Below are 324 nucleotides of genomic sequence, written 5' to 3' on the forward strand. Positions count from 1 at the left end.
ACCGTGCTGTCCAGGATCAGCCGGAACAGCGGCTGCGGATCGCCGTCGAACAGGCTCGCCACGGCCTTGGCCAGCGTCGCCGTGACGGCGTCACCCAGCACCGCGTCGAGGGTCTCCTCGTCGTGCCGGAGCAGCCTGGGGAGCGGCGCGAGGGCGCGCGTGTCCCGGGCATGGGCCATGACGTGCAGGCCCCAGAACAGGAGGTTCGTCTCCTCCGCCGCCAGCTCGCGCCCGTCGGCGGCCGCCTCCAGCAGCGGCAGCGGCGCCTCCGCGCCGGCGGCGGGGGGGTTCAGGGCCTCCCGCAACGCCGCCTTCGGCCGGTAC

Annotated in this window: 1 protein-coding gene; it reads right to left on the reverse strand. The window is 75.6% G+C overall.

Translation table 11 applies throughout. The annotated features are described in order from the left end of the window. Positions 1-324, reverse strand: a 324-nt coding sequence (locus ACLBX8_RS31760) for a DUF1186 domain-containing protein (RefSeq protein WP_447716419.1), incomplete at both ends; no start/stop codon positions are given.

Source organism: Methylobacterium sp. D48H, from assembly GCF_053345715.1.